We start from the raw sequence: 23,448 nt of genomic DNA, 5'->3' as shown, positions 1-23,448 counted from the left end.
GCCGCCGACGACACGCGGCTACCCTCGACGACGTGCCCCACCACTTCCCGTCGACCGTCGCCGGCACCGTCGAGCACGAGGTGGTCGTCACGCGGTCCCGCTTCATCACGACCGTCGCCCCCGTGACCGGGGTCGCGGACGCGGAGCGCGTCGTCGCCGAGGTGCGGCGGCGGTACTGGGACGCCCGGCACAACTGCTCCGCGATGGTCACGGGGGTCCTCGGCGACCAGGCGCGGTCGTCCGACGACGGGGAGCCGTCCGGCACCGCCGGGGTGCCGATGCTCGAGGTCCTGCGTCGTCGCGACCTGACCGACGTCGTCGCCGTCGTGACCCGGTACTTCGGCGGCGTGAAGCTCGGCGCGGGCGGACTCGTCCGCGCGTACTCGACCTCCGTGTCCGAGACGCTCGACCGCGCCGCCCTCGTGCACCGTGTCGAGCTGACCCGCGTGGACGTCAGCGCGCCGCACGCGGACGCCGGCCGGATCGACAACGTGCTGCGGCAGTGGGTGCAGCACCACGGGGCGACGTTCGACGACCCGGAGTACGGCAGCGCGGTGGGGTTCACGCTCTGGGTACCCGAGGACGCCGTCGATCTCCTGCGTGCGGAGCTGGCGGCGACGTCGGGTGGCGCGCTGGCACCGGTCGTCGGCGGGACGAGGGTGGTCGACGTGCCGTCCGCCTGACGGCTCCTCGTGCGTCCCGGTCGGCGATCGAGATCCGTCCGACGGATCCCGAGCCCGCGCGCACCTCGCGCGTGTCGCCGCTCCGAGGCCCCGAACGACCCGTCGAGGCCCGTGCGCGGGGGAACGACGAAGGCCCGGTCGGAGCGATCCGACCGGGCCTTGCTGGTGCGCCCCCTCGGACTTGAACCGAGAACCCACTGATTAAGAGTCAGTTGCTCTGCCAATTGAGCTAGAGGCGCATGGTGTTCAGTTGTCTGTCGCTCTCGCACTTCCGTGCTGCAACGGGAAACAACATTAGCATGACTTTCGGGTGCTCACGACCACTCGGGCACCGCGATCGAACAGGAGCACCATGACCGACCGTCTCGCAGCCGGCGACACCGCCCCCGACTTCACCCTCCCGGACCAGGACGGCGTGCGGCACAGCCTCGCCGACCTGCGCGGTCGCAAGGTGATCGTGTACTTCTACCCGGCCGCGTCGACCCCGGGCTGCACGACGGAGGCCTGCGACTTCCGCGACAACATGTCGTCGCTGCAGGCGGCCGGCTACGAGGTGCTCGGCATCTCGAAGGACGAGCCCGCGAAGCTCAAGACCTTCCAGCACGAGCAGGCGCTCACCTTCCCCCTGCTCAGCGACCCCGACCTCGCGGTGCACCGTGCGTACGCCGCGTGGGGCGAGAAGAACAACTACGGGAAGATCGTCACCGGCACGATCCGGTCCACGATCGTGGTCGACGAGGACGGCGTCGTGCAGCTGCCGCTCTACAACGTCAAGGCGACCGGGCACGTCGCGAGCCTGCGGAAGAAGCTCGGCCTGGTCTGAGACCCGGCCCCGTGACGCACGGGAGGCGCGGTGCCAGCTGGCACCGCGCCTCCCGTCCGTCACGGGGTCGCGTCTACTCGTCGCGCGCGTCGCGCGGGACGAGCCAGCCCGTCACCGCGCGGGACAGCACCAGGGTGAGCCCCAGCAACGCGGGGATCAGGAGCACCCAACCGACCCAGGCGACGCGGAACACGCCCTGGAACGCACCGATGGCGAGGGCGCCCTGCATCACCTGCCAGACGAGGATGCCGGCACGCACCCACGCGCGGCGGTTGCGGAGGCCGACGACGAGCGAGACCAGCCAGAGCGCGGCGACCGCGCAGAGCAGCGTGAGCGCGATCGCCGAGGCGATGCTCGACGACGGGGCGACGATCGACTCCACGAGCAGGACGACGGTGGTGACGACGAGCGCGAGCGCCTCGAGACCCACCACGACGAGCAGGGTCGTGACGGCGGGCGGGCGGTCCGGGGTGCGGTCCGGAGCGGTCGGGGTGGTGTCGGGCACAGCAAGCCTCCAGATCGGGACCCTTGATTTGGCCATCCCAGTATGGAACGATATTCGAGGTCGTTTGGACGGCACGATGTGGTGTGCGTCTCCCGCGGTTCGACGCTTCTCCCCCGAGCGTCCAGCGGGCGTCAGACTCGCTCCCAGCGGAAGCCTCCCCCACAGGTTCCCCTCGTGCCCTGTGCATGCCAGCGTTCCGATCCCCGAGCCGCGGCCCCGGCCTGCCGTTCGAGCATCGACATCAAGGAGCACCACACATGGACTGGCGTGACCAGGCAGCCTGCCTCACCGCGGACCCCGAGCTCTTCTTCCCCGTTGGGAACACCGGACCGGCCGTCGACCAGATCGAGAAGGCGAAGTCGGTGTGCGCGCGCTGCACCGTGACCGAGATGTGCCTGCAGTACGCGCTCGAGAACAACCAGGACTCCGGTGTCTGGGGTGGCCTGAGCGAGGACGAGCGTCGTGCGCTGAAGCGTCGCGCCGCGCGCGCCCGCCGCGCCTCCTGACGCAGCGCCGCTGACACGACGACGCCCGTCGCTCCCCCGTGGAGCGGCGGGCGTCGTCGTGCATGCGGGGCCCGCCCGGTGTCGAACCAGCGATCCGACATCGAACCAGCACGATGGGCTGGTTCGGTGTCGGATCCGTGGTTCGGTGCGGCGCTGCCGCCGGAACCGGGTCCGGTCAGGCGGTGCCGGACGCGGTCAGCCAGCGGAACGGGATCGTGATCGTGACCTCGGTCCCGCTGCCGGTGAGCGTGTGCCAGTCGATCGTGCCGCCGAGCTCGCCCTGGATGAGCGTCCGGACGATCTGCGTGCCGAGACCGGAGCCGACCTTGCCCTCCGGCAGGCCGACACCGTTGTCGCGGACCTCGATGTCGAGGTGGTCGTCGCCGCGGTTCGCGACGATCTCGACCTCGCCGTCGCGGCCGTCGAGTCCGTGCTCCACCGCGTTCGTGACGAGCTCGGTGAGTCCGAGCGCGAGGGGCGTCGCGGCCTCGGAGGGCAGCACGCCGAACTCGCCGGTCTTCTTCGGGCGGACGGTCGTGTTGTGCGACGCGGCGACCTCGGTGACGAGCTTGAGCACGGAGTCGAACACCTCGTCGAAGTCGACGTTCTGGCTGAGCCCGGTCGACAGCGTGTCGTGCACGACGGCGATCGCGGCGACGCGGCGCATGGCGTTCTGCAGCGAGGTGCGGGCCTCGTCGGAGTGGGTCCGACGCGCCTGGATCCGCAGCAGCGACGCGACCGTCTGCAGGTTGTTCTTCACGCGGTGGTGGATCTCGCGGATCGTCGCGTCCTTGGTGATGAGTTCGCGCTCCTGGTGGCGCAGCTCGGTCACGTCGCGGCAGAGCACGATGGCGCCGATGCGCTCACCGTGGTCACGCAGCGGGATCGACCGGAGCGACACGGTCACCCCCTTCGCCTCGACGTCGGCACGCCACGGCGCACGACCGGTCACGACGAGCGGGAGGGACTCGTCGACGTCGAGCTTCGAGCCGATGAGCTCGGTCGTGACCTCGGCGAGGGACTTCCGCTCGAGCTCCCCCTCGAAGCCCATCCGGTTGAAGGCGCTGAGACCGTTCGGGCTGGCGAAGGTCACCGTGCCGTTGGTGTCCAGGCGCAGCAGACCGTCGCTGGCACGGGGCGCTCCACGGCGCGGGCCCGCGGGTGCGCCGAGGTCCGGGAAGTCCCCGGTCGCGATCATGCCGAACAGGTCGTTCGCGCTCGCGGTGAAGTTGAGTTCCTGGCGGCTCGGGGTCCGCATCTCGTCCTGGTTCGAGTGGCGCGTGACGACGGCGATCGGCCGGTCGGTCGTCTCGGTGCTGTTCGTGTTCAGCCGGCGGAGCACCGGGATCGCGCGGACGCGCGTCGGGGTGTCCTCGTACCAGTCCGGCTCGGCCGAGTCGACGACCGTGGCACTCGCGAAGCACTGGGTGACCTGGTCGCGCCACTCCTCGCGCATCTCCTGCCCGACGATGTCGCGGTAGAACAGCGTCGCCGCCGAGCTCGGGCGTGCGTGGGCGACGGCCACGAACGAGCCGTCCTCGGCCGTCGGCACCCAGAGGACCATGTCCGCGAAGGAGAGGTCGGCGAGGAGCTGCCAGTCCCCCACGAGCAGGTGGAGCCACTCCACGTCCGCTTCCGAGGATCGGCCTTGCGCGAGGACGAGGTCACTGAGGGTCGACACCCGGACAGTCTAGGTGCGCCGATCTGTGGAGAACGACGCGCCTCCACAACCGAGAGTCATGAACATTTCAGATGTTCCATCCGTCCGTACGCTCGGGGTCGGAGGGGACATGGCGGCAGGAGAAGCACGTCCGGTCACGGACGACGAGCAGGACGAACCGGTCCGGAGGGCACTCGTCCCCGTGGCGGGCGTCGCACCGCGCACCGGACCGAACACCGGGAGCGCGCCCGGGTCGGCGGCGGTCGGGGACGACGCCGCCACGCCGCCCGTGCCGGACCCGGCCGACACGGCACGTGCGCTCGGGCTCTGCGTGGTCGAGATCCTGACCGGCGGACGCGAGGTCGACAGCATCGCGCGGTGGGTCACGGAGGACGTGCAGCGGCACCTGCTGCAGCGCGCCGCTCTGGCGGCACGCGCACGATCCGTCGCACGACGCTCCCGTGCCCGGCCGCTGGTGCAGGTCGGGAGCGTCCGGATCTGCGAACCGGCACCCGGTGTCGCCGAGGCGGCGGTCGTGGTGCACACCCGCAGCCACGCGCGCGCCGTCGCGTTGCGCCTGGAGCTCCGGCAGGGGCGCTGGCGCGCGACCGCGGTCGGCGTGCTCTGACCGCATCACGCGGACGGACGGCCGACGACGTGACGGGAGGCGCGGTGCCAGCCGGCACCGCGCCTCCCGTCGGGTCGTGACGGTGGATCAGCCCTTCTTGGCGGCCTGACGACGCTCGGCGCGGTTGCCCGCCGCGGCGGCCTGACCGGACGCGGTCGCCGCGTTGCCGAACGCGGAGCCCTGCTCCGGTCCGGTGGCCTCCGCCTCGGCCTCGGCCTGGGCGCGCTGCGCCCGTGCGGTGGCGGCCTGCTCGAGGCGACCACGCTCGTCGCGCACCTCGACCTCGCCGTCGATCGACGGTGCCGAGTACTCGAGCCCGGTTGCCTCGGACTCGCCCAGGCCCTTCGCCTCGATGACCGCGTTGTCGCCGTCCGACTGCACCTGGACCTCGAGGTTGAACAGGTAGCCGACCGACTCCTCGCGGATCTGGCCCATCATGCTCTGGAAGAGCGCGTAGCCCTCGCGCTGGTACTCGACCAGCGGGTCGCGCTGCGCCATGGCACGGAGCCCGATGCCGTCCTTCAGGTAGTCCATCTCGTACAGGTGGTCCCGCCAGCGGCGGTCGATCACCGACAGGACCACACGGCGCTCGAGCTCGCGCATGGCCTCGTCACCGAGCACCTCCTCGCGCTTCTGGTACGCGAGCTTCGCGTCGGAGAGGATCTCGCGCCCGAGGAACTCGCGCGTCGCCTTGCCCTTCGACCCGGCCTCGGTGATGACCTCGTCGATGGAGATCGAGATCGGGTACAGCGTGCCGAGCTCGGTCCACATTGCGTCGAGGTCCCAGTCGTCCGGGGAGCCCTCGCCGGTGTGGGTGTCGATCACGTCGTCGATCACGGCCTTGAGGAACGACTGCGCGCGGTCGTTGATGTCGTCGCCCTCGAGGATGTGCCGGCGGTCGCTGTAGATCGCTTCGCGCTGGCGGTTCAGGACGTCGTCGTACTTCAGGACGTTCTTGCGGATCTCGGCGTTCCGGCCCTCGACCTGCGCCTGGGCCGAACGGATCGCGCGGCTGACGAGCTTGTTCTCGATCGCCATGTCGTCCGGCACGTTCGAGCGGCCCATCAGGCTCTCGGCGGCACCCGAGTTGAACAGGCGCATGAGGTCATCGGTCAGCGACAGGTAGAAGCGGCTCTCGCCGGGGTCGCCCTGACGGCCGGAACGACCGCGGAGCTGGTTGTCGATGCGGCGGGACTCGTGGCGCTCGGTGCCGAGGACGTAGAGCCCGCCGGCCTCACGGACCTTGTCGCCCTCTTCCTCGACGGTCTTCTTGACCGCGGCGAAGACGTCGTCCCACGCGGCCTCGTACTCCTCCGGGGTCTCCGTCGGGGACAGGCCCTTGTCGTGCATCTCCTGCACGGCGAGGAACTCGGAGTTCCCGCCGAGCATGATGTCGGTTCCGCGGCCGGCCATGTTCGTGGCGACCGTCACCGCGCCGAGTCGACCGGCCTGCGCGACGATCGCGGCCTCACGCGCATGGTTCTTCGCGTTGAGGACCTCGTGCTTGACGCCCTTCTTCGCGAGGAGCTTCGACAGGTACTCGGACTTCTCGACGCTCGTGGTGCCGACGAGGACGGGCTGGCCCTTCTCGTGGCGCTCGGCGATGTCGACCGCGACCTGCTCGAACTTCGCCTTCTCGTTCTTGTAGACGAGGTCGGTCTGGTCGATGCGCTGCATCGGCTTGTTCGTCGGGATCGGGACGACGCCGAGCTTGTAGGTCGACATGAACTCGGCCGCCTCGGTCTCAGCGGTACCGGTCATGCCGGAGAGCTTCTGGTACAGGCGGAAGTAGTTCTGCAGCGTGACGGTCGCGAGCGTCTGGTTCTCGGCCTTGACCTCGACGCCCTCCTTCGCCTCGATCGCCTGGTGGATGCCCTCGTTGTAGCGACGGCCCATCAGGATGCGGCCGGTGTGCTCGTCGACGATGAGCACCTCGCCGTTCATCACGACGTAGTCCTTGTCCTTCTTGAACAGGGCGACGGCCTTGATCGAGTTGTTCAGGAAGGAGATCAGCGGGGTGTTCGCCGACTCGTACAGGTTGTCGATGCCGAGGTAGTCCTCGACCTTCTCGATGCCGGGCTCGAGGACGCCCACGGTGCGCTTCTTCTCGTCGACCTCGTAGTCCTCGCCCGGGATCAGGCGGGTGGCGATCGACGCGAACTCGGTGAACCAGCGGTTCGCCTCGCCCGAGGACGGCCCGGAGATGATGAGCGGCGTCCGAGCCTCGTCGATGAGGATCGAGTCGACCTCGTCGACGATCGCGAAGTAGTGGCCGCGCTGCACCATGTCGGACGCCTGCCACGCCATGTTGTCGCGCAGGTAGTCGAAGCCGAACTCGTTGTTCGTGCCGTACGTGATGTCTGCCGCGTACTGCTCGCGGCGCTCGGCCGGCGACTGGTTCGCGATGATGCAGCCGGTGGTCATGCCGAGCGCACGGAAGACGCGGCCCATGATCTCGGACTGGTACGACGCGAGGAAGTCGTTCACGGTGATGACGTGCACGCCACGCGACGGGATCGCGTTGAGGTACGCGGCGGTCGTCGCGACGAGGGTCTTGCCCTCACCGGTCTTCATCTCGGCGATGTTGCCGAGGTGCAGGGCCGCGCCGCCCATCAGCTGCACGTCGAAGTGCCGCATGCCGAGGGTGCGCTTGGCTGCCTCGCGGACCGCGGCGAACGCCTCCGGCAGGAGGTCGTCGAGGGACTCCCCGTTGGCGTAGCGCTCACGGAGTTCCTTCGTCTCGTCCTGGAGCTCCTCGTCCGTGAGGCTCGCGAAGTCGTCCTCGAGGTCGTTGATGGCCGAGGCGTACGCCTTCAGCCGTCGGAGGGTGCGTCCTTCGCCGATGCGGAGGACCTTCTCCAGCACGTTTGCCACGTGAGCTCCTTACGGGGTCGTCGCGCGCGACCTGCGCGATCCGAACAGCCAGTCATGCTAGCAACCCGGCGGAGCCGTGCGCTGGGAGGCCGACGGGCGTACGCGGTCCACCGGACCGCGCACGCCCGCACCAGGCCACGGGGCAGGTCACGCCACTGCGGCCGTGCGACTGCGCTCGTCGTCGGCGCCTGCTCCGTCGGTGACGGCGGCTGCTGCTCCGGCGTCGCTGCCGTCCGCACCGCCCTCGTCGATGCCGATCACGCCGTAGTCCCAGCCCTTGCGGCGGTAGACGACGCTCGGACGCTTCGTCTCGGCGTCGACGAACAGGTAGAAGTCGTGACCGACGAGCTCCATGCGGTAGAGCGCGTCGTCGACGGTCATCGGCGCCTCGGCGAAGACCTTGTGCCGGATGACCACGGGCGAGTACACCTCGGTGTCGTCGTCGTGCGCCTCCTCGACCACGGGGACCGCTCCGGTCGCGACGGTCTCGATGAGCCGTCCGTCGGCCGGCGTCACGCCCATGTGCTCGAACCCGGTGCCGGCGGCCTCGGCGACCGACGTCGGGCGGTGGCGTCCGCGGTGCACCTTGCGGCGGTCGCGGGCCCGGCGCAGCCGCTCGGTGATGCGGGCGAAGGCGAGGTCGAACGCCGCGTACTTGTCCGACGCCGCGGACTCGGCACGCACCAGGGGTCCGGGGCCGATCAGGGTGAGCTCGACGCGGTCCTCGCCCTGGGCGCCGCCGGACTTCTCGTTGTGGCGGCTGAGGCGCACCTCGAAGGCGAGGGCGCGGTCGGCGAGCACGTCGATCTTCTCGGACTTCTGTTCGACGTAGGTGCGGAATCGATCGGTGACCCCGACGTTCCGGCCCGTGATCGTCACGTCCATGTGGCGGCTCCCATCCGTACTTCGGCGCGTCGCCTCCATCCGGCGATCCCGAACGCCTTGCCGCGAGGCTAGACCCCCGGCCGGGCTGCCGTCACGGCCGACCGGCGGGTCGCACCGGACACCCACCGGACGCTCAGGCGTCACCGCCCGTCCACCCCGCGTCCACGGGACCCGGGCGCCCCGTCGGTCGCGGGTGTCACTCCTCGACCTCGGCGAGCGCCACGCACCGCACCACGCGTCCCCCGGCCGCCCGGACGGCCCGCACGGCCTCGGCCATCGTGACGCCGGTCGTCACGACGTCGTCGACCACCACCACGTCACGGCCCGTGACGTGTGCGGCGCGGAGGGTGCCCACCGTGGCCTCGACCCGTTCGAGCGCGGTCCGTTCCTTCTGCCCGTGGGCACGGTGACCGGTCGGCCCGGGGAGTCCGGTCGCCGGTGTCGGCGGGCGGACCCGCCGGAGCGCACCGCGGGGTGCGCGGCAGGACCGCCGTCGTGCCCGGACTGCCGGGCCGGCCCCCTGTGCCCGGCGCAGCAGCAGGACGACCGGGTCGAACCCGCGACGCCGGGCACTGGTCCGCGACGGGGGGACCCGGACGAGCAGCGCGCCCGGCACGTCGGCCAGGGCTCGATCGACGAGCGCGCCGAACCGGGGCGCGAGCACGGGTACGAGGTCGGTCCGGCCCCGCAGCTTCAGCTCGAGGACGAGTGCCCGGACCGTGTCGCGGTAGGCGAAGGCCGCGTCGAGCCGGACCCCGGCGACCAGCCGTCGCCGCTGGGGCTCCGCGGCGAGGGCCGCACGACAGTGCGGACACACCGCGCGGTCCGGGGCGCCGCACCCGACGCAGGTGACCGGGAGCACGAGGCCGAGCAGGGCGAGGAGGGCGTCCGCCCACCCGTGCGGCGGAGCACCGGGACGTGGGGAGCGGGGGTTCGTCGGGGACATGCGTCCATCATCGGGACCGACCGACGTCCGGGGTGGGCCGACCTGGCGGACGGTGGAGGAGCCTCCAGGCCGGGCCGCCTGTGCAGGGACGTGCGGTCAGCGCTGCGTGCCGAGCACGTCCGCGGTGACCCCCGTGGTGTCCCAGCGGCCGCCGGTGGACTGCAGGACCGTGCCGTCGGCCATCCGCAGCAGCACCGATCCGCCGCTGCCGCCGGTGACGGACGCGGCCGTCCCGTCGGGCTTCGGCAGCGTCGCGGACTGGCCGCCGACCGTCGACCGGACGACCTCGGGACCGGTGTCCGTCTGCCCGACCGACACCACGTCGCTGTCGTTGACCCACGCGGCGCCGACGGCGTCGCCGGTGGCCGCCTGCACGCGGACCGGCGGACCGAGCCCGGTGGGCGTGCGGTCGCCACCCCGGACGATCGCCATCACGTACAGGGCAGGCCCGTCGGACGTGTCGATGAGCGCGAGTGCCCGGGTGGAGTCGCGGGAGACCTGGAACGAGACCAGGCGACCGCGCGGCAGCGTCGTGGGGACCTGGTGCGGGTCTCCGCCGAGTCCGTAGGCGGTGACCCGGCCGGTGTCACCGCCCTGACCGACCCAGACGAACCCGAGGTCGTCCAGGGTCGGCGGGACGAGCCCCTCGGTCGCGTCGATGCGCAGGGCGTCCCGACCGCGCACGACGACCACGCCGCTCGCGTTGCCGACCGCGGCGACCGTGCCCGAGGCGGCGAGCGAGAAGGACTGCGGGTCGAGCGCGGCGATCGTCGCGCTCTCGTCCCCACCGAGCTCGGCGACCCGCCCGTTCGCGGTCGCGTACCCGACCTCGTCGTCGCGGTCGACGAGCGGCCGCGGGTCGACGTCGGGGTTGAGCCGCGCCTGCGTGCCCTGCTGCTCCGGCAGGGAGAACGTGGCGCCCTCGATGGTGATCGAGACGGACGACACCGATGCGACCGACGCGAGGGAGCGGGTCAGCTGCTCGCGCATGCGCACCCGGTCGTCGTTGCTCGCGCGCAGGGCGTCGCTCGACAGGTCGACGAGCGCCGAGCCGTTCTCGATCGTGACCGCGTTCAGCGAGAGCTGCGTGCCCTCCGGGAAGGCGGACACGACGGCGCCCTTGAGCCAGTCGGACGGACCGGCGAGCAGTGCGCTCGCGATGCGGGTGCTCGTGGACGAGCGGGCGAGGAACCAGCGCTCGTCCGGCACGAGGTACCGGTACGTGGGGTCGAAGAAGTAGAGCGCGTGCTGCTGGAACTGCGACTCGAAGCTCACGGGCGTGAGGATGATGCCGTCGGGGGCGTAGGCGATGCGCCACTCGCCGTCCTCGCGGACGAACTGGAAGGTCAGGGTCGACGTCGTCGGCCGGACCGCCTGGGTGTACTCGCCGTCGGCGTCGACGGTCGCGCTGGCGGTCAGCGTGTAGGTGAGCTCGCGGTCGGCGACGCGGTCGATCGCGCCGCTCCCCTGCAGGACGGTGACGCCGCGCCGCGGGTTCCACTTCTGCGCGAAGCCCTTCGCCAGGAACTCCCGGGCGGTGCCGTAGTCGTCCTGTGCCCCCGTGCCGGCGGCGACGAAGCCGCGCAGGATCGCGGTCTGGTCGGCGCCGGCGACCGGGCGGTCCGGGCGGAGCTCGAAGCCGGAGATCGCCTCGTCCTTCACCGACTGCCCGGTGCGCACGCCACCGCCGGTGGGGATCGCCGCGCAGGCCGTCAGGGCGACGACGGTGAGGGCCGCGAGCGTCGTCGCGACGAGGGTCCGCAGTCGTGCTCGCATCAGTGGTCCTCCCGCACGGCTCGCGGTCCGTCGTAGGTCTCGTCGAGTTCGGGCAGCGGGATCGCCGAGGTCGCGGTGCCGAGGGACTCGCCGCGCGGGAGGGTCAGCACGAAGGTCGAGCCCTCGCCCGGCCGGGACCAGACGTCGATCCGGCCGCCGTGCAGGTTGGCGTCGCCGAGCGAGATCGCGAGCCCCAGGCCGGTGCCGCCGATGGTGCGCTTGCGGCTGGGGTCGGCACGCCAGAAGCGGTCGAAGACCCGCGCGGCGTCCTCCGGCGGCATGCCGACGCCCTGGTCGCGCACCGCGATCGCGACGGAGCGGGAGTCGCTGTCGACGACGACCTGGACGGGCTTCGCGTCGCCGTGCTCGATCGCGTTGCCGACCAGGTTCCGGAGGATCCGCCGGATGCGCTTCGCGTCGAGCCGCATCGTGGTGTGGCCGCCGGGGGTGACGAGCTGCAGGTCGACGCCGGCGCGCTCGGCGAGCGGGCGGAACTCCTCGACGATGTCGGCGGCGAGCGCGGCGGGCACGACCGGCTCGGTGTCGAGCTGCACGGCCTGTGCGTCGTACCGGGAGATCTCGAGCAGGTCGGCGAGCAGCAGCTCGAAGCGTTCGACCTGGGTGTGCAGGAGCTCGGCGGACCGGCTCACCGACGGCTCGAAGGCGTGCCGGGAGTCGTAGAGCATGTCGCCGGCCAGCCGGATCGTGGTGAGCGGGGTGCGGAGCTCGTGGGAGACGTCGGACACGAAGCGCTGCTGCACGCGCGAGAGCTCGGCGAGCTGGGTGATCTGCCGACTGACGGCGTCGGCCATGTCGTTGAAGCTGCGCGCCAGGATCGCGATGTCGTCGTGGCCACGGACCGGGATGCGTTCGTCGAGCCGTCCGGCCGCGATCTTGCGACTGGTCTCGGCTGCGCCGCGGATGGGCACGACGACGAGCCGCACCACGAGCGAGGTGACGAGCGCGATGAGGACGATGAGGGCGACGCCGCCGACCGAGAGCGTCTGCGACACGAAGTCGAGGGTCTGCTGCGCGTCGGACAGGTCGTAGACGATGTAGAGCTCGTACTGGCCGGCGCTCGGCACCTGGAGCACCGACCCCACCGCCAGACCGGGCTCGCGTCGGCCCCCGTCGTCGAGCTGCACCGGCTGCAGGCTGAGCCGGCCGGTGTCCTTCGCGACCTCGCGCCGGAGGTCGTCGGTGATCACGGCGTCCGGGAAGCCCTGGCTCGCCAGGTTCTGCAGCGTCTGGGGCGTCGACTGCCCCGGCGTCCGCTCGATGGCGATGCTCGTGCCGCCCGGGCTCGTCGTGTTCGACAGGATCGCCTGCTGCGCCTCGCTCTGCAGGGTCTCGAGCTCGGTCTGGTTGTTGTCCTCGGCCGCCGTCGCGGCGTCGAAGATGCCCTGCGCGACGACGGTCGCCCGTGCCGACTCCGACTCGATCTGGTCGCGGCGCTGCGCGTAGACGTTGTTCGAGATGCTGATCATGACGGCGGTCCCGATGACCGCGACCGCCAGGCCGGTCGTCGCGACCGTGATCGCGACGCTCCGGACCATGAGCGACCGGCGCCACAGCCAGGCGACGGCGTACCAGCCGCGACGGACCCACCGGCGGAGCCGACGGCGGAGCCCGGCGGCACGACCCGATGGCCGGCGCCGGCCGGACGGCGCCTGCGCCCACGAGGACTGCGTAGACGAGGACTGCGCAGACGAACCCTGCGCAGACGAACCCTGCGCTGACGGCCCACTGGTCGCGGCCGGGTCGTGCCCGGTCGCCGCCACGTCCGGCCCGGTGGCGTCCGGGTCCGACGACACCGACGGCACGGTGCTCAGGCCCCTCCGGCCCGGTAGCCGACACCGCGCACGGTCGTGACGATCTTCGGGTTGTCCGGGTCGTGCTCGATCTTGGCGCGGAGCCGCTGCACGTGCACGTTCACGAGCCGGGTGTCCGCCTTGTAGTGGTAGCCCCAGACCTGGTCGAGCAGCATCTCCCGCGTGAACACCTGGTTCGGCTTCTCGGCGAGCGCGCGGAGCAGGTCGAACTCGAGCGGCGTGAGTGCGATCACGGTGTCACCGCGACGGACCTCGTGCGCGGCGACGTCGACGGTCAGGTCGCCCGCGTGCAGCACCGAGGCGTCGCCGGCCGTCGGGCGGAGCCGCGTCTTGATGCGCGCGACGAGCTCCTTCGGGTTGAAGGGCTTCACGACGTAGTCGTCGGCACCGTTCTCGAGGCCCGCCACGACGTCGGCGGTGTCGCCCTTCGCCGTCAGCATGATGATCGGGGTGCCGCTGTCCGCGCGGATCCGCTTGCAGACCTCGATGCCGTCGATCCCGGGGAGCATCACGTCGAGCAGCACGAGGTCGGGCTTCGTGCTGTGGAACGTCTCGACGGCGTCGTTGCCGTCGGCGCTGAACTCCGGCTCGTAGCCCTCGGAACGGAGGACGATGCCGATCATCTCGGCGAGGGCCTGGTCGTCGTCGACGACGAGGATGCGCGGTGTCATGTGCGTGGACTCCGTGTGGCGGGCGGGAGGTGCCGGACCGGCACCCACTGGTCACGATAGCCGAGCACCCGTCGAGCAGGGTCCGTGCGCCATGATGGGGGTGGTCGCGCGTTCCGCTGCGCGGCCCGAGCACGTTCGAGGGGGCGGCGATGGCCGACTGGCAGGTTCCGGGTTCGAGCGGGGGCGACGACCGGACGGGAGGCCCGTCCCACCCCACGGGGCCGCCGCCGCCCGGTGGGTGGCCGGGGCAGCAGCCGTGGCCGGGTGCGCAGGCCGGCCCGGGTCCGCAGGCCGGTCCCAGCCCGCAGGCCGGTCCGGGTCGGCAGGGCTGGTCACAGCAGGGGTGGCAGCAGCCCGGTCCGGGGCGTCCCGGGGCCGGTCCGCAGCGTCCGGTGGTGCCGCTCCGACCGCTCGGTCTCGGGGACGTGCTCGCCGGCGCCTTCACGGTGTTCCGCCGCAACCCGCGCGTCCTGCTCCTCTGGAGTCTGCTCCTCAGCGGCGTGCTCGGACTCCTCGCGACGCTGGCGAGCACCTTCGGCCAGCGGGCGCTGCAGGGCCGGCTGACGTCGGCGGTCGACGCGGGCGGCAGCGGTGCCGAGGACGTCGTCGCCGGGTCCGTCACGCTCTTCGTCGTCCTCTCCGTCGGGCTGCCCTTCCTCGCGTACCTGGGCCGGGCGTTCCTCGTCGCGCCGGTCGCGGCCGACACCGGGCAGCGCATCCTCGGACGGCGTGCGAGCTTCCGCGGCCTCTGGGCGCTCCTCGCCGGTCGTCGGTGGCCCGTCCTGGCGTGGATCCTGCTGCAGCTCGTCGCGGGTCTGGTCCTCGGGGCGGTGTTCGTCTCGATCGCCGTCGGCATGGTCGTCGGCCTGGCCGCGGGTCGCGCCGGCGTCGGCGGGTACGTCGGCGCGTTCTTCCTGTTCGCACTCGGTGCCCTCGTCCTGATCGTCTGGCTGGGGACGCGGTTCGCCTTCACCGTCCCCACCATCGCGCTCGAGGGTCGGAGCGTGTTCTCCGCCGCCGCGCAGTCGTGGCGGCTCACCCGCGGGGCCTTCTGGCGCACGTTCGGCATCGTGCTGCTCGTGCAGGTCGCCTTCGGCATCGCGGGCTCGATCGCGTCGATCCCGCTCACGTTCGGCACCGCGCTCGCCGTCGGCGCCTTCGACCCGCTCGGGCAGACCGGCGCCGCCGCCGGAGTGGGCGCCGGGGCCGTCGTCGCCGTCGTGCTCGGCGCGCTGCTGTCGATCGCCGTGCAGTGCGTCACCGACGTGCTCAGCGCCTCGGTCCTGACCTTCCTCGCGGTCGACCGCCGCATCCGCACCGAGGCGCTCGACCAGCGCATCGCGTCCCACCTGGAGACCGGCGAGCCGACGGACCCGTTCGCGCCGGCACCCGTGGTCCCCCGCGCTCCGTGGCCGGGACGACCGGGCCCCGGTCAGCCGTGGCCGTCGCAACAGGAGTGGCCGGCGCAGCAGCAGCAGCAGCAGTGGCCAGCGCAGCCACAGCAGCAGTGGCCAGCGCAGCCACAGCAGCAGTGGCCAGCGCAGCCACAGCAGCAGTGGCCAGCGCAGCCACAGCAGCAGTGGCCGGCGCAGCCACAGCAGGGGACGCCGGGGCAGCAGCAGTGGCCCGGGCAGCAGCACTGGCCGGGCGGCTCGTGACGCTCGGTCCCGACGAGGCACGCCGGCTGCTCGAACGCGAACTCGAGCGCCCCGACTACGACGGTGCGCGGGCGACCTGGTGGGACCGGGCGTCCCGTCAGCTGCTCGAGTGGCTCGGGTCGTTCCGACCGGGCGGCGGCCTGGACTCCCCCGCGTTCGGACAGTCCGTGCTCTGGATCGCGGTCGTGGTGCTCGTCGCGGTCGTGGTCGTCGTGGTCGTCGCCAGGGGGCTGCCCCGTCGGCGCGCCCGCACCGCCCGGTCGGACGACGGCAGCGTCTTCGACCACGACGACCTGCGATCCGCCCGCGAACTCGGCGACGCCGCCCGGGCCGCCCTGCGCGCCGGCGACTGGGCCGACGCGGTGCTCGACGGCTACCGTGCGGTCGCGCGCGGACTCGCCGAACGCGACCTCGTCCAGGAGGTCCCCGGTGCCACCGCACGCGCCGTCGCCGGACGCGCGGGCCCGTGGTTCCCGGAGCACGCGGACCGGATCGACCGGGCGGCACGGTCCTTCGACGACGTCCGCTACCTCGGAGCCGTCGCCGACGAGACCACCGCCCGCTCGGTCCTCGACACCGAGGCATCGGTCCGCACCACACGTCCCGCGACCGAGCCCGCGGTCCCGACGTGACCGCCGCCACGACCCCGACCGCCGTCGTCCGCTCCCCCGGGCGCACCGGCCGCGTGGTCTTCTGGACCGTCATCGTCCTCGTGGGCCTGCTGCTCGCCGGGCTCACGGCCGCGGTGCAGTCGTCGACCGGACCGACCCGTGAGCCGCTCGACCCCGGGTCCACGACGGCGAGCGGCGCACGGGCACTCGTGCGCGTGCTCGAGCAGCGCGGCACCCGCGTGGACGTGGTCGACCGCGTCGACGACCTCGACCGGTCCGAGCTGGACGGTGCGACGGTCCTGGTCGACGACTCCGCCGGCGCCCTCGACGCCGCGGTCGCACGACGCCTCGGTCGGTCGGTCGAGCACGTCGTGCTGCTGACCACCGACCGGGCCGCGCTCGACGCGCTGGGCCTCGACGTCGTCCCCGCCGGACCCGTCCTCGGGGACGCCACCGTCCCGACGAGCGGGTGTGCCGTCCCGGCCGTGGCCGCCGCGGGGCGACTCACCGTGACCGGCGAGGGCTACCGGACGACGTCGGAGGGACCGATCCCGACGGGCACCGACCTCTGCGTGAGGACCGGCAGCGGGGACGACCGCGTCGCCGGCATCGTCCGGACCGCCACCCCGGCCGGGGACGTGACGCTGGTCGGCACGACGGGCGCGCTGCGGAACGACACGATCACGACCGCGGGCAACGCCGCCTTCGCACTCGACCTGCTCGGGTCCGACGACCGGCTCGTCTGGTACACGCCGACACGCACCTCGGCCGACGCTGCGCCCACCATCGGCTCGCTCGCCCCGCCGTGGGTGCCCGGCGCCCTGCTGCTGCTCGCCCTCGTCGCGGTCGCGGCCGGCGTCTGGCGAGGACGTCGGCTCGGTCCGCTCGTCGTCGAGCGGATGCCCGTCGTCGTCCGGGCCTCCGAGACGACCGAGGGACGCGCACGGCTGTACGCCAGGACGCGTGACCGGACCCACGCGCTCGACACCCTCCGGCTCGCCGCACTCCGTCGGATCGGGCACCGACTCGGCCTGCCCCGCGGGACCCACGTCGACGAGGTGGTGCGCGCCGCGGCCCGTGCGACCGGCCGTCCCCCCGCCGCCGTCGGAGCCGTCCTGGTGGGCGGTCCGACGACCGACGACCGGGCACTCCGCGACGGCGCGACGGCCCTCGACGAGCTGGAGCGGGCCGTCCGTACCGCGACCGGCGCCCCCGACCCGCACTCCGCCACCGACCCCACGCCACACCGCAACCGACGAGGAGCACGACCGTGACCGATCCGTCACCCGCCCAGGAACCGACCGGACACACCCCCGACGGGACGACCCCGAACGGGTCGGCCCCGACCGGCACGGCGCAGCCGACCGGCGGCACGGACGCGCTCCGGGGCGCCTTCGGCCGGCTCCGCGCCGAGGTCGGCAAGGCCGTCGTCGGTCAGGAGGGCGCCGTCTCCGGCATGATCGTCGGGATCCTCGCGCACGGCCACGTGCTGCTCGAGGGCGTCCCCGGCGTCGCGAAGACCCTGCTCGTGCGCAGCCTGGCGGCGGCGATGTCGCTCGACACCAAGCGCATCCAGTTCACCCCCGACCTGATGCCCGGCGACGTCACCGGGTCGCTGGTGTTCGACGCCTCCACCGGGACGTTCCCGTTCCGCGAGGGCCCCGTCTTCACGAACGTGCTGCTCGCCGACGAGGTCAACCGCACCCCGCCGAAGACGCAGTCCGCCCTGCTCGAGGCCATGGAGGAACGCCAGGTCAGCGTGGACGGCGCGGCACGCCCGCTGCCCGACCCGTTCTTCGTCGCCGCGACCATGAACCCGATCGAGTTCGAGGGCACGTACACGCTGCCGGAGGCGCAGCTCGACCGCTTCCTGATGAAGCTCACGCTCGACGTGCCACCGCGGGACGTCGAGTGGCAGGTGCTCCGCCGCCACGCGGACGGCTTCGTCCCGCGGGACGTCCGGTCCGCCGGCGTCCGTCCGGTGCTCGGCGTCGACGAGGTCCTCGCGGCGCAGCGGGCCGTCCGTGCGGTCGGCGCGCGCGACGACGTCCTGGCCTACGTGGTCGACCTCGCCCGCGCCACCCGGCAGGCCCCGTCCGTCCGCGTCGGTGTGAGCCCCCGCGGTGCGACGGCGCTCCTCGCCGCCGCGAAGGCCTGGGCGTGGCTCACCGGCTACGACGCGATCACGCCCGACCACGTGCAGGCGATGCTCCTGCCGGTCTGGCGGCACCGGCTGCGCGTGGCCGCCGACGCCGAGCTCGAGGGCGTCGGGGCGGACGGCGTGCTGCAGCAGGTCGTCGAGCAGGTCCGGGTGCCGTTCTAGTGGCGGTCTCCGGGCGGTTCGTCGCGCTCCTGGCCGTCGCGATCGTCCCCACGGTGCTGCTCGGCAGCGCCTGGGCCGGTGTGGCCTGGGTCGTCGTCGTGGTGCTCGCCGCCGGCCTCGACGTCCTGCTCGCAGCCGATCCGTCCGCGGTCCGCGTCGAGCGACGGATGCCGCACCTGGCGCGTCGGGGCAGCACCACCGAGGGGTCCCTCGTCCTGGCGAACGACGGGCCGCGACCGCTGCGTGCCCTCGTCCGGGACATGTGGGAGCCCTCCGCCGGGCACGGGCCGGTCCGGATCCGGATGACCGTCCCGGCCGGTGAGCGCCGAGTCGCCCGGGTCCGCTTCACGCCCTTCCGCCGCGGTCGTCGCGCCAGTACCGGGATCGCCGTCCGTTCCACCGGTCCGCTCGGCCTCGCCGCCCGGCAGGCCGTCCTGGTCGCGCCCGGCGAGCTGGTCGTCACACCGCCCTTCCGGTCGCGGCGGCACCTGCCCTCGCGGCTCGCCCGACTCCGCGAGCTCGACGGCGAGACCACCCTGCAGCTCCGCGGGCACGGCACCGAGTTCGACTCCCTGCGCGACTACGTCCGCGGCGACGACGTCCGATCGATCGACTGGCGGGCGACCGCCCGACGCCAGGACCTGGTCGTCCGGACCTGGCGACCCGAACGCGACCGGCGCGTCGTCATCGTCGTCGACGCCGGGCGTGCCGGTGCCGGACGGGTCGAGGACGAACCGCGACTCGACACCGCCATCGAGTCCGCCCTGCTCCTCGGCGCCCTCGCCACCGCCGCCGGTGACCGGGTCGACCTGGTCGTGCTCGACGACACCGTCCGCGACCGGGTGCACGGCGCGACCCGGACCGACGTCGTGCGGCGCTTCGGCGAACGGCTCGCGCTCGCCGAACCCGGGCTCGCCGCGACGGACTGGTCCGCGGTGCCGGCCGTCGTCGACCGGGTGACGACCTCGCGAGCGTTCGTCGTGCTCCTGTCGAGCCTGGAATCGGTCGGTGCATCCGCCGACCTGCTCGCGGTGCTCCCCCGGCTGACGCGGCGGCACGCCGTCGTGGTGACGAGCATCGCCGACCCGGCGGTCGAGCGGATGGCGAGCGGGGTCCCGGAGCCGGACCAGGACGGACCGGAGCGGCGGGGCGGGCGGGTGTCGCGCCTCCCGGTCGGATCCGGTGCCGAGCGCGACGTGTACCGACGGGCGGCCGCGGAACGCACCCTGCTCGACGCCGACGGCGTCGGGGACGTCGCTCGCCGGGCCGGTGCCGAGGTCGTCCGCGGTGCCCCCGCGGCAGTGCCACCGGCCGTCGCCGATGCCTACATCCGCGCGAAGGCCGGCGGGCGACTCTGAGTCGCGGGCGAGGGCTCAGCCTGCGGTGAGCGCCGTCGCGCCGCGCTCGAACTCCTCGACGTCGCCCCGCTCGCCCGCGCGGTAGGCGCGTCCACCGAGGACCCACTGGTACCAGAGCACCGCGGCCAGTGCGACCGTGCCGATGCCGATCTTCACCGGCCACGGCCAGTCCTGGCGGGTCACCACGCCCTCGACCAGACCGGAGAGCAGCAGGGTGAGTGCGAGGCCGACCGCGACCGTGAGGAGCGCCCGGCCGTCCTCGGCCAGTGCCTGCGCCCGGGTGCGTGCACCGGGGGCGATCCACGACCAGCAGATCATCAGGCCGGCGCCGCCGGCGAGGAACACCGAGTACAGCTCGAGCTGGCCGTGCGGGGCGATCCAGAGGAAGAAGTCGCCGAGCCGACCCTGCGAGTGCATGATCGCGGCGGACACCCCGAGGCTCACCGCGTTCTGGATGACCGCCACGGGCACGTAGAGCCCGGTGATGCCGAACGCCACCATGCGGGCGGCGATGAACGCGTTGTTCGACCACACCTGCGCGGTGAACGCCCCGAGGCCGTGGTCCGAGTAGTACGCCTGGAAGTCCTCGGTCGCGTACTGCCGCAGGGCTTCGGGCGTGCCGAAGGTGGCGACCGCGCCCGGGGTCGAGGCGATCCAGACGCCGACGATCGCGCTGATGGCGACGGTCGCCGCCGCCACCCAGATCGTCACCCAGCGGATGCGGTACAGCGCCGCCGGGAGGTACCGCGCGAAGAAGGTCGTGACGGCGGTCAGCGGGTCGACCGGTGTGCCGGTGAAGCGCAGGCGCGCGCGGAACAGCGTGCGGGACAGCCGGTCGCCCGTCGGGGAGCCCGGTGCGACGCCGCGGATCCGCGCGAGGTCGGTCGCCACCTCCTGGTAGCCGCTGACGAGCCGGTCGGCGTCCGCACCCGATCCGTGACGGCTCCGGGCGAGCCGGTCGACCTCGTCCCAGCGGTCGCCGTGCACCGCGCTGTAGGCCTCCAGGTCCACGTGCCTCCCCCGATCGTGCACACCGCGCCCCGTGGGGACCCGGTCACGACAGAATGATCCCATGGGGAAGACGCGCGTGCCACGCGACCTGTCCGACGCCCGCTTCGGCGGGGCGCTCGACGCGACCACCGACGAGCTCGTCGTCGGCGAGGCCGTCGCGCTCGACGTGCAGCCGGCCGGCATCGCGCTGCGGCTCGCGGCGGCGCTGCTCGACGGCGCGTGCCTCGTGGTGCTGCTCGCCATGCTGCTCTTCGGGCTCCTGCGTTCGCTGCCAGCGGGCACCGACGCGGTGTGGATCCTGCCCGTCGCGATCGTCTCCGGCGTCACGGTGCTCGTGCTCGTGCCCGCGGGCGTCGAGGCGGTCACGCGGGGCAAGAGCGTGGGGCGCTGGGCCGCCGGCACCCGGGTCGTGCGGGTGGACGGCGGGGCGGTCGGCTTCCGGCACGCCTTCACGCGCGCGCTGGTCGGGCTGCTCGAGCTCTGGTCCACGCTGGGGTCCGTGGCGCTCGTCGTCGCGCTGTTCGGGTCACGGCCCCGGCGTCTCGGCGACCTGCTCGCCGGGACCTTCGTGCAGCACGAACGCGGAGCGCGGCGTCGGGACGTGCAGGTGCTCCTGCCGGTCGAGCTCGTCCCGTGGGCGGCGGTGGCGGACGTGTCGGCGCTCCCGCAGCGGTTGGAGGACCGGCTCGGCACGTTCTTCCGGTCGGTCGGCGACCTGCGTCCCGAGGCCCGCGAGGCCACGGCGCGCACGCTCGCTGCCGCCGCCGCGGAGTACGCGTCGCCGGTGCCCGACGTCCACCCCGAGGTGTTCCTCGCCGGCGTGGTCGCCGTGCGGCGGGAGCGCGACGTGCGGGCGCTGCGGGCCCGGGCGGCCCTGCTCGACGGCGCGGCGGCGGTCGCGGGCGCGCGGCCGCCCGGCTTCCCGCGCTGACGCGCCGCCGCACCGCGCGCCCCCGGCGCCGCGATCCTTTCGAACCACGAATCCGACGTCGAACCAGGGCCGCACCCTGGTTCGAAGTCGGATTCCTGGTTCGGCGCGTGCGCAGGCGGCAGCTGACGCGGCGGCGCGGCGCGCGGCGTTACGGCGCAGCGGCGCGCCGCGCGCCCTCGACGTCAGTACCGGTAGTGGTCGGGCTTGTACGGGCCCTCGACGGGGACGCCGATGTACGCCGCCTGCTCCGGCCGGAGCGCGGTCAGCCGCACCCCGAGCGCGTCGAGGTGCAGGCGCGCGACCTTCTCGTCCAGGTGCTTCGGCAGCACGTACACGCCCGTCGGGTACTCCTCGCGCTTCGTGTGCAGCTCGATCTGCGCCAGCACCTGGTTCGTGAACGAGGTGCTCATCACGAACGACGGGTGCCCGGTCGCGTTGCCGAGGTTCATCAGCCGCCCCTCGCTCAACACCAGGACGGAGCGGCCGTTCGGCAGTCGCCACTCGTGCACCTGCGGCTTGATCTCGACCTTCTCGACCCCCGGCAGCGCCTCGAGCCCCGCCATGTCGATCTCGTTGTCGAAGTGCCCGACGTTGGCGACCACCGCGAGGTGCTTCAGCGCAAGCACCTCGTCGATCCCGACGACGCCCAGGTTGCCGGTGCAGGTCACGACCACGTCGACCTCGCCGGCGACGTCCGCGAGGCGCGCGACCTGGTACCCGTCCATCGCCGCCTGCAGCGCGCAGATCGGGTCGACCTCGGAGACGATCACCCGGGCACCCTGCCCCCGCAGCGCCTCCGCCGCACCCTTGCCGACGTCGCCGTACCCCACGACGAACGCGACCTTGCCGCCGATGAGCACGTCCGTCGCGCGGTTCAGGCCATCGGGCAGCGAGTGTCGGATGCCGTACTTGTTGTCGAACTTCGACTTCGTCACCGAGTCGTTGACGTTGATCGCCGGGAAGCGCAGCTCGCCCGTCCGAGCGAGCTCGTAGAGGCGGTGCACGCCGGTCGTCGTCTCCTCGGTGACGCCCTGCACCTCGGCGGCGATGCGGGTCCACCGGTCGGAGGACCGCTCGAGCGACGCGGCGACGGTCCCCAGCACGATCCGCCACTCGGCGCTCGCGTCGGCACCGGGCTCCGGCGCGCGGCCCGCCGCCTCGGCGTCGGCGCCGGTGTGCAGCAGCATCGTCGCGTCGCCGCCGTCGTCGAGGATCAGGTTCGGGCCCGTCCACGACTCCCCCGCGGCGGCGGCCTCGGCGCTCCAGTCGAAGATGCGGTCGGTGCACCACCAGTACTCGTCGAGCGTCTCGCCCTTCCAGGCGAAGACCGGCACGCCCGTGGGTGACGCCGGCGTCCCCGTCGGGCCCACCGCCACGGCCGCGGCGGCCTCGTCCTGCGTGGAGAAGATGTTGCAGCTCGCCCAGCGGACCTGCGCCCCGAGGGCGACGAGGGTCTCGATGAGGACCGCGGTCTGCACCGTCATGTGCAGGGAACCCGCGATGCGCGCACCGGCGAGCGGCTGCGACGCGCCGAACTCCGCACGCAGGGCCATCAGGCCCGGCATCTCGTTCTCGGCCAGGCGGATCTGGTGGCGACCCGCCTCGGCGAGGGCGAGGTCGGCGACGCGGAACGGGGCGGCGGTGCTGGTCTCGGTCGACATGGCGCCAGTCTGGCACGCCGGGAGGCGCGGATCGTCAGCCGACGTCACGGACGTGGGGTGGGCCTCCAGACCGCACCGTGGTCGCCTCGACGGGGCCGTCGCACGT

Annotated in this window: 20 protein-coding genes and 1 tRNA gene; 10 read left to right on the top strand and 11 right to left on the bottom strand. The window is 72.9% G+C overall.

Annotation, left to right across the window (positions count from 1 at the left end):
* Nucleotides 1–32: 32 nt before the first annotated feature.
* Nucleotides 33–683, top strand: a complete 651-nt coding sequence (locus tag QUG98_RS10500) for an IMPACT family protein (protein ID WP_289470475.1) — start codon at nucleotides 33–35, stop codon at nucleotides 681–683.
* Between the two features lie 163 nt (nucleotides 684–846).
* On the opposite strand, the gene QUG98_RS10495 is transcribed toward QUG98_RS10500, so the two are convergent.
* Nucleotides 847–922 (bottom strand) — tRNA-Lys (locus tag QUG98_RS10495).
* 113 nt (nucleotides 923–1,035) lie between these two features.
* Between QUG98_RS10495 and bcp the strand changes: the two genes are divergently transcribed.
* Nucleotides 1,036–1,506, top strand: a complete 471-nt coding sequence (gene bcp / locus QUG98_RS10490) for a thioredoxin-dependent thiol peroxidase (protein ID WP_289470474.1) — start codon at nucleotides 1,036–1,038, stop codon at nucleotides 1,504–1,506.
* Between the two features lie 73 nt (nucleotides 1,507–1,579).
* On the opposite strand, the gene QUG98_RS10485 is transcribed toward bcp, so the two are convergent.
* A complete protein-coding gene (locus QUG98_RS10485) occupies nucleotides 1,580–2,011 on the bottom strand; it encodes a hypothetical protein (RefSeq protein WP_058730028.1) in 432 nt (143 codons plus the stop codon).
* Nucleotides 2,012–2,268: 257 nt separating this feature from the next.
* Here QUG98_RS10485 and QUG98_RS10480 point away from each other — a divergent pair, with 257 nt between their 5' ends.
* Nucleotides 2,269–2,517: a WhiB family transcriptional regulator gene (locus QUG98_RS10480; protein ID WP_022904217.1), complete on the top strand. Its 249-nt coding sequence runs from the start codon at nucleotides 2,269–2,271 to the stop codon at nucleotides 2,515–2,517.
* A gap of 175 nt (nucleotides 2,518–2,692) precedes the next feature.
* Here QUG98_RS10480 and QUG98_RS10475 read toward each other — a convergent pair whose 3' ends face one another.
* Entirely contained in the window at nucleotides 2,693–4,198 is a 1,506-nt protein-coding gene (locus QUG98_RS10475) for a sensor histidine kinase (RefSeq protein WP_289470473.1), read from the bottom strand.
* A gap of 109 nt (nucleotides 4,199–4,307) precedes the next feature.
* Here QUG98_RS10475 and QUG98_RS10470 point away from each other — a divergent pair, with 109 nt between their 5' ends.
* Nucleotides 4,308–4,805 (top strand): Rv3235 family protein, encoded by a 498-nt coding sequence (locus QUG98_RS10470; RefSeq protein WP_289470472.1) that lies wholly within the window; start codon nucleotides 4,308–4,310, stop codon nucleotides 4,803–4,805.
* Nucleotides 4,806–4,892: 87 nt separating this feature from the next.
* Here the strand turns inward: QUG98_RS10470 and secA are convergent, their stop codons facing one another.
* The 6 genes from secA to mtrA all read right to left on the bottom strand — a co-directional run bounded on the left by secA (nucleotide 4,893) and on the right by mtrA (nucleotide 13,789).
* Nucleotides 4,893–7,679, bottom strand: coding sequence for a preprotein translocase subunit SecA (gene secA / locus QUG98_RS10465; protein ID WP_289470471.1), 2,787 nt, complete (start codon nucleotides 7,677–7,679; stop codon nucleotides 4,893–4,895).
* Between the two features lie 147 nt (nucleotides 7,680–7,826).
* Nucleotides 7,827–8,564 (bottom strand): ribosome hibernation-promoting factor, HPF/YfiA family, encoded by a 738-nt coding sequence (gene hpf, locus QUG98_RS10460; protein ID WP_289470470.1) that lies wholly within the window; start codon nucleotides 8,562–8,564, stop codon nucleotides 7,827–7,829.
* 196 nt (nucleotides 8,565–8,760) lie between these two features.
* A complete protein-coding gene (locus tag QUG98_RS10455; RefSeq protein ID WP_289470469.1) occupies nucleotides 8,761–9,510 on the bottom strand; it encodes a ComF family protein in 750 nt (249 codons plus the stop codon).
* 96 nt (nucleotides 9,511–9,606) lie between these two features.
* Nucleotides 9,607–11,286 (bottom strand): LpqB family beta-propeller domain-containing protein, encoded by a 1,680-nt coding sequence (locus QUG98_RS10450; protein ID WP_289470468.1) that lies wholly within the window; start codon nucleotides 11,284–11,286, stop codon nucleotides 9,607–9,609.
* Nucleotides 11,286–13,100 carry an MtrAB system histidine kinase MtrB gene (gene mtrB / locus QUG98_RS10445; RefSeq protein ID WP_289470467.1) on the bottom strand — a complete coding sequence of 605 codons (1,815 nt, stop codon included), beginning with the start codon at nucleotides 13,098–13,100 and terminating at the stop codon, nucleotides 11,286–11,288. The genes QUG98_RS10450 and mtrB overlap by 1 nt, the downstream gene beginning before the upstream one ends.
* A gap of 14 nt (nucleotides 13,101–13,114) precedes the next feature.
* Entirely contained in the window at nucleotides 13,115–13,789 is a 675-nt protein-coding gene (gene mtrA, locus QUG98_RS10440) for an MtrAB system response regulator MtrA (RefSeq protein WP_058730147.1), read from the bottom strand.
* Nucleotides 13,790–14,184: 395 nt separating this feature from the next.
* On the opposite strand from mtrA, the gene QUG98_RS10435 reads away from it, so the two are divergent.
* From QUG98_RS10435 to QUG98_RS10415, 5 genes are read left to right on the top strand one after another with little or no spacing between them, the layout of a single operon-like run.
* Entirely contained in the window at nucleotides 14,185–15,447 is a 1,263-nt protein-coding gene (locus QUG98_RS10435) for a glycerophosphoryl diester phosphodiesterase membrane domain-containing protein (protein ID WP_289470466.1), read from the top strand.
* Nucleotides 15,411–16,079: a DUF4129 domain-containing protein gene (locus tag QUG98_RS10430; protein ID WP_289470465.1), complete on the top strand. Its 669-nt coding sequence runs from the start codon at nucleotides 15,411–15,413 to the stop codon at nucleotides 16,077–16,079. Before QUG98_RS10435 ends, QUG98_RS10430 begins: the two co-directional genes overlap by 37 nt.
* The gene (locus tag QUG98_RS10425) at nucleotides 16,076–17,332 is read left to right on the top strand and encodes a DUF4350 domain-containing protein (protein WP_289470464.1); all 1,257 of its coding nucleotides are present in this window, start codon (nucleotides 16,076–16,078) and stop codon (nucleotides 17,330–17,332) included. Before QUG98_RS10430 ends, QUG98_RS10425 begins: the two co-directional genes overlap by 4 nt.
* A complete protein-coding gene (locus QUG98_RS10420; protein WP_289470463.1) occupies nucleotides 17,329–18,381 on the top strand; it encodes an AAA family ATPase in 1,053 nt (350 codons plus the stop codon). Before QUG98_RS10425 ends, QUG98_RS10420 begins: the two co-directional genes overlap by 4 nt.
* A complete protein-coding gene (locus QUG98_RS10415) occupies nucleotides 18,381–19,739 on the top strand; it encodes a DUF58 domain-containing protein (RefSeq protein WP_289470462.1) in 1,359 nt (452 codons plus the stop codon). Before QUG98_RS10420 ends, QUG98_RS10415 begins: the two co-directional genes overlap by 1 nt.
* A gap of 15 nt (nucleotides 19,740–19,754) precedes the next feature.
* On the opposite strand, the gene QUG98_RS10410 is transcribed toward QUG98_RS10415, so the two are convergent.
* Nucleotides 19,755–20,750, bottom strand: coding sequence for a stage II sporulation protein M (locus QUG98_RS10410; protein ID WP_289470461.1), 996 nt, complete (start codon nucleotides 20,748–20,750; stop codon nucleotides 19,755–19,757).
* 61 nt (nucleotides 20,751–20,811) lie between these two features.
* Here QUG98_RS10410 and QUG98_RS10405 point away from each other — a divergent pair, with 61 nt between their 5' ends.
* Nucleotides 20,812–21,681, top strand: a complete 870-nt coding sequence (locus tag QUG98_RS10405) for an RDD family protein (RefSeq protein ID WP_289470460.1) — start codon at nucleotides 20,812–20,814, stop codon at nucleotides 21,679–21,681.
* A 182-nt stretch (nucleotides 21,682–21,863) separates the two neighbouring features.
* On the opposite strand, the gene ahcY is transcribed toward QUG98_RS10405, so the two are convergent.
* Nucleotides 21,864–23,342: an adenosylhomocysteinase gene (gene ahcY, locus QUG98_RS10400; protein WP_289470459.1), complete on the bottom strand. Its 1,479-nt coding sequence runs from the start codon at nucleotides 23,340–23,342 to the stop codon at nucleotides 21,864–21,866.
* Between the last annotated feature and the right edge of the window lie 106 nt (nucleotides 23,343–23,448).

The organism is Curtobacterium subtropicum, assembly GCF_030362975.1.
Taxonomy (GTDB): domain Bacteria; phylum Actinomycetota; class Actinomycetes; order Actinomycetales; family Microbacteriaceae; genus Curtobacterium; species Curtobacterium subtropicum.
The sequence above is the reverse complement of the archived record's forward strand: the minus strand, read 5'-3'. Positions and strand labels throughout refer to the sequence as shown.

Excerpts from the sequence above, each read along its gene's own strand:
- bcp (WP_289470474.1), top strand. The coding sequence starts at position 1,036 with ATGACCGACCGTCTCGCAGCCGGCGACACCGCCCCCGACTTCACCCTC.
- QUG98_RS10480 (WP_022904217.1), top strand. The coding sequence starts at position 2,269 with ATGGACTGGCGTGACCAGGCAGCCTGCCTCACCGCGGACCCCGAGCTC.
- QUG98_RS10470 (WP_289470472.1), top strand. The coding sequence starts at position 4,308 with ATGGCGGCAGGAGAAGCACGTCCGGTCACGGACGACGAGCAGGACGAA.
- hpf (WP_289470470.1), bottom strand. The coding sequence starts at position 8,564 with ATGGACGTGACGATCACGGGCCGGAACGTCGGGGTCACCGATCGATTC.
- QUG98_RS10455 (WP_289470469.1), bottom strand. The coding sequence starts at position 9,510 with ATGTCCCCGACGAACCCCCGCTCCCCACGTCCCGGTGCTCCGCCGCAC.
- QUG98_RS10450 (WP_289470468.1), bottom strand. The coding sequence starts at position 11,286 with ATGCGAGCACGACTGCGGACCCTCGTCGCGACGACGCTCGCGGCCCTC.
- mtrA (WP_058730147.1), bottom strand. The coding sequence starts at position 13,789 with ATGACACCGCGCATCCTCGTCGTCGACGACGACCAGGCCCTCGCCGAG.
- QUG98_RS10405 (WP_289470460.1), top strand. The coding sequence starts at position 20,812 with ATGGGGAAGACGCGCGTGCCACGCGACCTGTCCGACGCCCGCTTCGGC.
- ahcY (WP_289470459.1), bottom strand. The coding sequence starts at position 23,342 with ATGTCGACCGAGACCAGCACCGCCGCCCCGTTCCGCGTCGCCGACCTC.